8 protein-coding genes and 2 pseudogenes are annotated in these 9692 nt (G+C 69.2%); 6 read left to right on the forward strand and 4 right to left on the reverse strand.

Annotation, left to right across the window (positions count from 1 at the left end; genetic code table 11):
* Nucleotides 1-314: 314 nt before the first annotated feature.
* From ACZ4WZ_RS33655 to ACZ4WZ_RS33670, 4 genes and pseudogenes are all read right to left on the reverse strand, one after another.
* Nucleotides 315-523: pseudogene (locus tag ACZ4WZ_RS33655) on the reverse strand (cold-shock protein).
* A gap of 202 nt (nucleotides 524-725) precedes the next feature.
* Complete coding sequence (locus tag ACZ4WZ_RS33660) at nucleotides 726-1658, reverse strand: zinc-binding dehydrogenase (RefSeq protein WP_467896885.1); 933 nt, start codon at nucleotides 1656-1658, stop codon at nucleotides 726-728.
* A gap of 204 nt (nucleotides 1659-1862) precedes the next feature.
* Complete coding sequence (locus ACZ4WZ_RS33665) at nucleotides 1863-2072, reverse strand: cold-shock protein (RefSeq protein WP_467896887.1); 210 nt, start codon at nucleotides 2070-2072, stop codon at nucleotides 1863-1865.
* A gap of 936 nt (nucleotides 2073-3008) precedes the next feature.
* The gene (locus ACZ4WZ_RS33670; protein ID WP_467896889.1) at nucleotides 3009-3896 is read right to left on the reverse strand and encodes a hypothetical protein; all 888 of its coding nucleotides are present in this window, start codon (nucleotides 3894-3896) and stop codon (nucleotides 3009-3011) included.
* Between the two features lie 321 nt (nucleotides 3897-4217).
* On the opposite strand from ACZ4WZ_RS33670, the pseudogene ACZ4WZ_RS33675 reads away from it, so the two are divergent.
* The 6 genes and pseudogenes from ACZ4WZ_RS33675 to ACZ4WZ_RS33700 all read left to right on the forward strand — a co-directional run.
* Nucleotides 4218-4550, forward strand: a pseudogene (locus ACZ4WZ_RS33675) (GAF domain-containing protein); the annotation flags it as partial.
* 58 nt (nucleotides 4551-4608) lie between these two features.
* Entirely contained in the window at nucleotides 4609-4812 is a 204-nt protein-coding gene (locus ACZ4WZ_RS33680) for an ANTAR domain-containing protein (protein ID WP_467896899.1), read from the forward strand.
* A gap of 227 nt (nucleotides 4813-5039) precedes the next feature.
* Nucleotides 5040-5447: an STAS domain-containing protein gene (locus tag ACZ4WZ_RS33685; RefSeq protein ID WP_467896891.1), complete on the forward strand. Its 408-nt coding sequence runs from the start codon at nucleotides 5040-5042 to the stop codon at nucleotides 5445-5447.
* A gap of 1342 nt (nucleotides 5448-6789) precedes the next feature.
* Complete coding sequence (locus ACZ4WZ_RS33690) at nucleotides 6790-7308, forward strand: hypothetical protein (protein WP_467896893.1); 519 nt, start codon at nucleotides 6790-6792, stop codon at nucleotides 7306-7308.
* Nucleotides 7309-8297: 989 nt separating this feature from the next.
* Complete coding sequence (locus ACZ4WZ_RS33695; protein WP_467896895.1) at nucleotides 8298-8927, forward strand: hypothetical protein; 630 nt, start codon at nucleotides 8298-8300, stop codon at nucleotides 8925-8927.
* 126 nt (nucleotides 8928-9053) lie between these two features.
* A complete protein-coding gene (locus ACZ4WZ_RS33700) occupies nucleotides 9054-9347 on the forward strand; it encodes a hypothetical protein (protein ID WP_467896897.1) in 294 nt (97 codons plus the stop codon).
* The last annotated feature ends 345 nt before the right edge of the window (nucleotides 9348-9692 follow it).

Here is a 9692-nt window from a genome sequence, read left to right on the forward strand (position 1 = left end):
TCGCGGAGAGTTGGTCACGGGTCTCGTCCGGGATGCGCATACCACACCAACGATCCCCAGGTCAGGAAGCAACACCTTGATGATCTGCAAGCCCTAAGCACGGTCCTTGAGCAGCTTGCGTTACCACCTGCTGACCCCCGGCACGCCGTCCTGCTGCCCCTGCGAACACTGAGGGACAGCACCGCCAGGTTCCGCGGGCCGGGCGGCTTCCCGTCGAGCACGGTCGGCGGGCCGGCCCCTGCGGGGGCCGGCACCTTCGCCCGCAGGGACATGCCAGGACCAGCCTGACTTCCGACGGAGCACCGCCCGGCGGATCAGGCGATCTGGACTTCCTCGGCCTGCATACCCTTCTGCCCCCGGGTGGCGACGAAGGTCACGGCCTGTCCCTCCTTAAGGGTTGAAGCCATCCGCCCTGGATGGCCTTGAAGTGGACGAACAGGACGTCCCCAGACTGCGGAGTGATGAAGCCGTACCCCTTCTCATCGTTAAACCACTTCACGACGCCGTTCTGCCGGTTGCTCATACGTCCACCCGCTCCGTCCAAACAATGATCATCAACCTGCACGCCATTTTTGCCCCGCCGTGAGCAGTCACAATCCCGTCCAGCGGGGGAGCTCACCGTCCAGAGCTGGACGGTCCGCCTCGGCCACATCAGATTTGTTCTTTAACCTCCGTCGGCGTTGTGCGGTGCCGATGGAGGCGGTGACGGCGTCGAACCCGGCCGGTCACTCGAGATCGAGGACGGCTTTGCCGTGGAGGCGCCGACCGAGCAGAGCGTGTACTGCCTCGGAGTGGCGAGTCCAGGGGCCGCGCCAGCTGATGCCCGGATCGAGGCGGCCTGCGGCGATCTCTCCGGCCAGCCAGGTCAGATCGGCGGAGAAGTCGGCGGTGGGGTCGCCGAAGAGGAAGAAGGTGCGGATTGACCGGTCGTGCCGTCCTCCGTTGCCCAGCAGGGCATCAGGTGACAGCACCACGTCGGCCTCGGAGGAGCGGCCCACGCTGTAGAGGACGCCGCCGGCCGACAGGGTGGCGAAGGCGTCGACGAGGTACTGTCCGCCGACGTTGTCGAGAACAGCAGACACGGGCTGCCGCGCGGCGGCCGGCTCGGGGTGGACCTCGTGGGCGCCCAGGGCTCGCAGTCCGTCCGCCTGGGCGGGGTCCCGGCTGATGGCAACGACGTGCGCACCCGAGCGGGCGGCCAACTGGACGGCGTAGCGGCCGACGCCGCCGGAAGCACCGGTGACCATCACGCGGCGGCCGAGCAGCGGTCCCATCCGGCGCAGCACGTGCAGGGCGCTCAGTCCGGCGACGGGGACGGTGCTCAGTGCGCCGGGGTCGGCGTCCTTCGGTGCGGTGCCGAGCCGGGCAGCTGGTACGGCTCGCAGTTCGGCCCAGCCGGTCTCGCCGAGGGTGACGGCCCTCTCTCCCTCGCCCGGGCCGGAACCGTCGGCGGCCGCCTGGACGACCACGCCGGCCGCGTCCCAGCCGAGCACGGTGCCGTCCGGCATCTGCGGACGAGTCGCCTCATGGACCTCACCGAAGTTCAGCGATATCGCCTCGACCCGCACGAGCGCCTCGTGGGCGGCGCACCGCGGTGCGGGGACATCCGTCAGTGACAGGTGTCCGGGTGAGGTGTGGTCGACGACGAGTGCGCGCACAGGAAGATCCCTTACGTCGCGCGGGAGGGCCGGCTGCCGGGGCCCGGCGTCGACCAGGTCCTCCCCGACGGGAGCGAGCACCGCACCGGGATCTGAATCGGGAGCCAAAAAGCTCGCCGGGACCGGCTCGACGTGGGGCAGCTCACCGCACTCGCTCAGTTGGGGGTGGAGTGGGCGAGCAGCCCTCGGTGAGGGTGTTCAGCGTTATGCGATCTGAACCTCTTCGGCCTGCATGCCCTTCTGTCCCCGGGTGACGACGAAGGTGACGGCCTGCCCTTCCTTGAGGGTCTTGAAGCCGTCGGCCTGAATGGCCTTGAAGTGGACGAAGAGGTCATCACCCGACTGCGGCGTGATGAACCCGTACCCCTTCTCGTCATTGAACCACTTCACAACGCCGCTCTGCCGATTGCTCACGCTTCCACCCGATCTCTCCGAGGATGATCAACACCGCCATCCCTGCCCATCCCCGGCCCCGGGGGAAACCCAGGGCCGTGAGCAGCGCCCCATGCCTGGCTTCACGGGCGCAGGGATTCCTGGGGAAGTCCTGGCCAAGAGTTCGGCGACGCCGTGGAGCCGCCGCCGTCACCGTGTACGCCCCGCGCCCCTCGCCGGTGCGGACTGCTGCCGGTGGGCGGGGACGGCGGCTTCGGTCGGGGCCTGCTGTCCGGGGGCCGCGGCGGCGGGTGTCGTGGTGGAGCGTGAGCGGGCCGCTGTCGGGGAGACCCGGGGGCGGGAGGCGGGCGCGGCCGGCGCCGATGGCGGTGTCGTCCTTCAGGCGGGCCAGGTGCGCGCCGAGGAGTGCGGGGCCGCCCTGGTCGCGGATCTGGTTCATGCGGGCCGCGGCAGGGGCCAGGGGCGGGAGCCGACCAGGAGACCGACCTGCGTCTCGGGCAGCACGTCCTTGACCAGTCCGACGATCGTGGCGTGTGCGAGCGGCTTGACGTTGAGCTGTTCCAGGGCTTCGCGCGGTCGCCGAGGTCCAGGTCCCGGGGTACCGTCAGCCCCTCGGTCAGCGGGCCCCAGGAGCGCTTCGCGTCCGTACTCGCGGGCGGTGCCCACGGATCGACGGCTCCCTCACCGGCGCCGCAGGAGCGGGGGTGGGCGCGGCAGTCGGCGCGGTACGCGGCGCGGCGGCGGGGGCGGGCACACGGGCGTCGGCCGGAACCGGAGCCGACGTGGGGGCCGGGGCGGGAGCGGCGGCTGTGGTGGTGACGGCGGCGACGGCCTGGTCGACGCCGGCACCGGCACGGTGGGCGTCAAGGAGGATCCGGGCGACGTCAAGCCGGCACGGCGCAGCCGCCCGCTGCCGTATGCCGCTCAGCGGCCGTCCGACGCGTAGGGCTCCGCTGCTCACCCGCATGTCAGGTTGAAGGCGGCCCGGTTGGACTTCTTCGAAGTGTTGGGCTTCAGAATTTCTATTTCCTGCCAGCCCTCCACCACGGTGCCGGAATTACCACCGCGGACCCAGTAGGTTTCCACCGTCTTGGTTCCCGCGGCGGTGAAATTGAGCACCTGCGGTTGTCCGACTGAATTATCGTCACGGTTCCATTTGAATATGACCTGCCCCGGCCCGTCGGCCGTGATCGTGCCCTTGAAGATGATCCGGATTGACGGATTGCAGTTCACTGTTCCGCTGGCTGGGTCGACTCCGGCAGTGACCGTAGAAACCTTCGCCGCCTCCGCGTTCTCATCTTCCTTTCCTCCACAGAACTGCTTGAGCGCATCCGCCGACCCCGCCTTGTGACCTTTCTCGTAGTTAGGATCAACCTCTCTTAGGCCGGGCATCGGCTTGCTCTCACAGGACTTCTTGACCTGATCAAATCCCGCTTTGTACCCCGCGGCGTATTGTTCTTCGGGGGTCCGCGGCGTGTTACCGTCGGTCTTCGACTCCGACGGCGACGAACATTGGACCGCAGCTCCTTGGTCAGGCTCGGCCGCGTATTGGCCATAGGGAAGATTCTTCGCTTCGAAGCCCCCCGACTTAGTTACCTTGACCGATGCGCTGTGTCCGGTATCGGCTGTCAGGGTAACCTTTTGGGCCCCTTTGAACCCGTATCCCTTCAATGTGTACCTGGCCTCTCCACCGGAAGAAAATTTGCTCTTTTGCAACGAACATGTGCCTCCGGTGGGTGCGGACGGGGCGGTCGCCGCCCCTGCCTCTGCGGGAGCGACCATCACCGAGGAGACCAGCAGAGGAGCAATGAACAAGGCATAACGCATACAAGGCTTGCGGTTCATCCTTCTTCCCTCCAACCAGAACTGGTGGGCACGCAGACCCCGCCGACGCGGACGCGCACGCGGGACCGCACACATTCAGCATCGCGCGGCTCAGCCAGGGGTGCTCGACGGGCGTCGCTACAGTGCAGACCTGCGGTTTCGCGCCGGGCAGAGGAAATGTCACGTGTCCGCTCCGTCGACGGCCCAAGCGGACGAGCGCCCGTCGGATTCCTGCGGCGGCAGGCCTGGACCCCAATACCATCCGCCTGGACGACCCGCTGCTGATCGAGTGGCGCGGCGGCGGGCCGGCCCTGGTAACGGGTCCTGACGAGGAGGCGCTTCATGCTGGCCAACAGCCGCGGGGGATTGCGGTCGGGGATCACCACCGAGCATGCCGTCGAGCTCACCGAGATCTGGCAGTCCGAGGTGAAGCAGGGCCCCGTGCATCGAGGCGTTCACCCCGGTAATCGGGTCCACGCCCCGGAACTCGCAGCCGAGCGGGACCGCTGGCCCGAGTTCGTCCCCCTGGCCCGGGCGGCCGGCTACGAAGGCGCCCACGCGCTGCCGCTGCATCACAGCGGTCAGACCATCGGCGCGCTCAACCTGCTCGCCCGCCGCCCCACGGCCCTCTCAGAAGCGGACAGCACCCTGCTGCGGGCCTTGGCCGACGTCGCGACGAGCGCGGTCCTGTCTTGGGACCACAGGCAACTGCAGCCTCAGGACATCGCTGCCCGTGCCCAGGCCGCCCTGGCCGAACAAAGCCGTCTTCGACACCGCCAGCGGCATGCTCGCCGCCACCGCCGACATTACGCCCGCGGAAGGCGCCGTCCGCCTCCACGCCTACGCCGACCACCATCAGCAGCGCCCCACCGACATCGCCGACCAGCTCGTACGCCGCACCCTCGACCCCCACACCGTCCTGGACCAACGGACCTGACATCGCCCGGCCGCCTCTCGGTGAGCCCTGATGCGATGCGCGCCCAGCCCGCTCCCAGATCGTGGGCAGGTCAGCCTCGCCTGTAGTGGAGGGCTGCGCTCCAACTCCCGATGTGTAAAGGATTAGGCCACCTGACCGTGCGTCCCGGTCCTCCTGGGAGAGGGGAAACCGCGAGGATGGTGGCTTTACGGGCCCGGTGCCGGCCGCCGACGGGAAAGGAACCCGCATTGATCACCCTCGAGGTCCACCACTGCGGCACCTCGGTGCTCCTCAGCATCGCCGGGGGCCTCGACAAAGACGCGGACGCCGTTTTGCAGCGGGCCCTGGAGCCGGTCGGCCTCCAGGAACGGGTCCTCCTGATCGACATGCACCAAGTGCACACCATGGACACTGACGGCCTGCTCCAGCTCTTGGACCTCCACCGGCGCGCCGAATGCCTGGGCCTACGGACCCTTATCGTCGGCTGGCAGCCCCAGCCGCAGCAGCTCATGGCCGCAGTCGCCGGCACACCCGGGCCCGGCCCGGCGACTGCGGAACGCTACGCGCTCACGGGCTTGCGCCGACTTCTCCAAGACCGCGCGCAACCCGCACGTGACCGTGCCGAGCTCGACATCGGCGCTCTGCCCGACCCGTAACGCGACCAGGACACAGTCCGGCGCCGCACATCCTGCCAGGCCCCGCAGACTCCTTCCGCGTGCCGCTCTTCTGTGGGAGGACAACAGAAGAAGGGGCGACTGCAGCCCGGCGAGCCGGGAGGCCGGCCCGTCTACGACAGCTACTGCTCGCACACCCTATCGGCGCCACCCCATTCCCCGTGATCGGGCTGCAGGCCGTGCGCCGACGGCACCACGCCCCGCTCGCTGCGCCGGGCCGACATAGCCGTCGACCCGGGAGCAGCTCGTCGTCCTGGAGACCATGGCCGCCGCGATGGCGTAACCGGGCCGCCTCCCTTGGGCAAGCCGCGCGCGCGGAGCGGAGCGCGCTCAACCGGTGTCGCCGCGACGGCGTGTCGGGGTTTCCTCGTACGGGTGGCAGGGCGTCCATCGGATGGAATGGCGGTATGCCTCATTCCGTCTCCTCCAGTGGTGGCTGGGAGGACGGGCTTGCCCCTCGCGACAGGCCGGAGGTCTCAGTGCCCGATCCCTACAGCTCCGTGCTCACCGGTCTACTCAGAGCCAGTCACCTGACCGCCTTCGAGCAGCTCCACGCCGTCGTGGCACATCGGGCGCCGCAGGTATGCGACGTGAGCGACACGGCGCTTCTCAGGGCGTTGCGTTCGCCCTGAAGGTCTGGCTGTTGGTGTTGCTGGCGCCGGGGCTCAGGACGTTGTTGTTCGTGTTGATGTTGTTGTAGATCTGGTGCCGTCGGGCTGGCTTCGGCTTCCATCGCCCAGGCTGCCCCCACCGTCGAACGCTCCGGCGGCAGCACTCTGGCCGGTCCGCTCAGCGTGGACAACCTGCTGACGCTCCGCTTCCTCACACCGACAGTCCGCGACGCGAAGCGCCAGGTCACCGGCCTCGTTACCGGGCTCTCACCAGCTCCCGCCCGTGCTACCGGACTCGGCAGCCTCCTCAGCTAACCGACGTGCGAGGCAGCAACGGGTCGCCCCTCGTGGCGCCAGTCGGTACCTGTATCTCGACGGTCTGCTCCACGTCCTGAATCTGCACTGGTGGGCAGAGCGCATGCCCCTGGGGGTTCTGGTCACCGGCTGGCAGTCTCAGCCCAGTGGCGGCGGGCCTTGGCCCAGCCGCTATCGCCTGTCTGCAGCTCTGGCCCTGCCCGCATCGCGCGTGCACCTGAGGATGAGCGGATGGTTCCAGCACCGCTGTTATGACAGTGACGGATCTGACATACGAGTGGAAATCACACCCGTCCGGGCCGGTGCGGCGCGCATGTGTTCGGCCGGCCGGACAGGCTGGGCTTCCGTCTGCGCAACCGGCGTGGATACGCAATCCCGCCTCACTGATGGGAGCACTCATGCGCGGTCACCTCGCGCGCGCCGCTACGAAGGTCTGCCTCGTACTGGCCATGCTGGGCCTGGTCATCCCCGCCACCACAACCACCGCCGTGGCCCAGGAAATCCACCGGCGGACCGTCGTGCTGCCCCTCAGCGGCACATTCAGATCCTTCGGCTCGGAAGCGATCGACGTCACCGGCAGTATCCGTATCAGGGTCGTCACCGAGACCGAGCCGGGCAGCGGCGGCACCGCCCGCGTGACCAGCACCTTGCTCCGCACCACCGGCATCGGCCAGGCCAGCGGCAGCTTCTACCGCTTCGTCGGCAGCGACACCAATATGGCCGCCTTCCCGCCGGACCCGGTCAGCCCGCTGACCTTCCACCCCACCTTCTACAACATCTGGCCGCCGGACCCCGTCATCCCGATCGTCCCGCCGCACCCCATCCAGCCCGTCATCGTCCGCGTGACCCTCGCGCCGGACGGCGCCATCAACGGCATCAGCGCCATGCTCGACCCAGGCGCGATCGACAGCCCCTGAGACAAAAGAGCCGAGCACACACGCCGACGGCCCGGCATCCCGCCCGCAGCGGCAGCCGGGCCGGCGGCATGAGGTGCGGGCGTTGTCGAGGGGCGCCTGACCCGGGCGCCCGACGCCGACGCCGCATGGGCCCCGGCGTGAGGTGCAATCGCAGCAACGCTCCGGGGCCAAACGACTGAGCGCGCATGTTGATCGCCGGTGGATAGGGCCCCTCCTCCCAAATTCGCGTCCGGGTCGGACGGAGCGCCGAACTCCCCGACCGCGTCGTCGGCCAGAGCGAGCCACGGGTGATCGAGGCGTAACCGGTGCGTGGCGTCTCCGGCCCCGGCCAGCACCACCGGGGCAATCGTGGGCCCCGTGGGTACCTCGATCTTGTCGTGGGCCATGAGCCAGATGACGACCGCGCGGCGGTCAAACTGCGGTTGCACATCCGTGCCGGCCACCGAGTCGGGGAAGTCGTCGTGCCGGCGGCAACAGTTCACCACCGCCGCCCGGCCCACCCTGGCAATCCGCGCCACCTCCACCAGCAACGCCCGGTCCCGGCCCGGGGGCGACCGGCTCAAGAGCGGCGAGCGGGGAGCGGCGGCCCGCCGCCACCGTGCGCACGGCCCGCCAGTCCACGGAGGGATGTCCACCTCCGGGAGCTTGACGTCCTCGGCTTTACAGCTCTGGCACAAGGGGCTGGCCTTGTGTGCCCCGGCTCAAGGGCAGTCCCTTCCGGCGGGGGCCGCCGAGCGGTTCGCGGAGGGCGGGCGCGGGCTGACGGTCGTATGGGCGCTGGAGTGCGGGCTGGGGCGTGGCACCGGGGGTGCCCGGCGAAACGGTCTGGGTGAGGTGCCCCCCCGGGGGGGGCGACCGGCGGGGTGAACGTTCCCTCTGAGGCCGGGGCGAACGGGTGAAGCGGCCGTCGCACCCCGTGATGAAGCCGCGCGTAGGACGTTGCGGTACTGCCAGGAGTACCTCTCGAACCACCGAGGAGAAGACCGACCATGTTCATGCACAAGCTGAGGCGACGGATGTCCGCCCTCGGGACCGTCCTCGCGCTGAGCATCGCCCTGCCGATCGCCACCGGGGCCACCCCCGCGTACGCCGTCACGGAACTCCACGTGACGAAGTCCCACGAGGGGACCTTCGTGCGGGGCGGGCAGGCTGTCTACCACATCACGGTCACCAACACCGGGACCACGGGCAGGGTCGAGATCGAGGACTCCTTCCCGGAGGGGCTCACCTTGAGCGCGTTCAATGTCGAGGGAGAGCAGGACCGGTTTTGTGCCGTCTCTGATACGGGGTTCATCTGCAGTTACACCGCCTTCAGCGGTGTCGCCGTGACGTTCGACCTCCCCGTGGTCATCGCTGCTGACGCTCCCTGTGGCCCCATTACCAACGAGGTCACCGTCCGGGATCCGGCGGAGAACAGCTCGGTCTCGGCGAGCGACACGGCGACCGTCACCGGCACGGGCTGCCCCAACGGCGACGGCGACGGTGACGGCGGCTCGATCCTGCCCGTCAACCTCAGCGGGGTCGTCACGCTGTTCAACAACATCAACACCAACAACAACGTGCTCAGCCCCGGCGCAACAAACTCCACCCACCAGAACCTCGGGATCAACGGATCCTGACTGTTGGGCCCGGGGCCCAGCCGGCTCCACGTTCACGCAGCGAGCGCCCCGGCCCGTCCGCCGGGTGGGCGGACGGGCCGGACCTGCGGCAACAAGCGCGGCGGACCGGCTGACAGAGGCCGAGCCGTGCGCACGGTGGCGGCGGGCCACCGCTCCCCGATCGCCGCCCTTGCACAGGAGGCCCGGTGGTACTACTCCCAGCACGCTGGCACCGGCCCTCACCCGGACACGCCATATCGGCACGGGCGGCCGACCGAGGCCGCGGCCATTCCGTCCGCCACCCTGAGCACCGGCGCCGCCTGGAACAGCGAGGTCCGCGTCTCGCGCAACCCCAGCTCCTGCCCGGCCAACTCGATCCGCGTGAGCACCGGCGCCAACGACGCAGCGGCCGACCAGCCGTTCTACCTGCTCATCCCATAACCTCCGGGTGCTGAGGTGTCCCGTCCCGGGAGTCCGGAGGGGACACCTCGGTTTCTCCATCGCCGTCCACTGAGCCCGCAGTTCTGCCTGCATGCGGTTCGGGCGGTGCCGCATCGCAGCACCGCCCACGCACGATCAGGCAGACTCGACGGTCACGAAGCCCGCGTCCTTGTACTCCGGGTCCGAATGTCGGCAGACGGGATCCCGTCCGGGCGTCCCGGCCTGATCCAGACCAAGGCCCCGGGACAGGGGGGCGTCCCGGGGCCGACGGTCGCGGCACCACAAAGGGGGGAGCGGTTGTGCACCTGACGCGACGATTCGGATAAACGATTCAGCAGCCGCCCG

The organism is Streptomyces sp. NPDC029122, from assembly GCF_055569445.1.

Excerpts from the sequence above, each read along its gene's own strand:
- ACZ4WZ_RS33670 (WP_467896889.1), bottom strand. The coding sequence starts at position 3,896 with ATGAACCGCAAGCCTTGTATGCGTTATGCCTTGTTCATTGCTCCTCTG.
- ACZ4WZ_RS33690 (WP_467896893.1), top strand. The coding sequence starts at position 6,790 with ATGCGCGGTCACCTCGCGCGCGCCGCTACGAAGGTCTGCCTCGTACTG.
- ACZ4WZ_RS33695 (WP_467896895.1), top strand. The coding sequence starts at position 8,298 with ATGTTCATGCACAAGCTGAGGCGACGGATGTCCGCCCTCGGGACCGTC.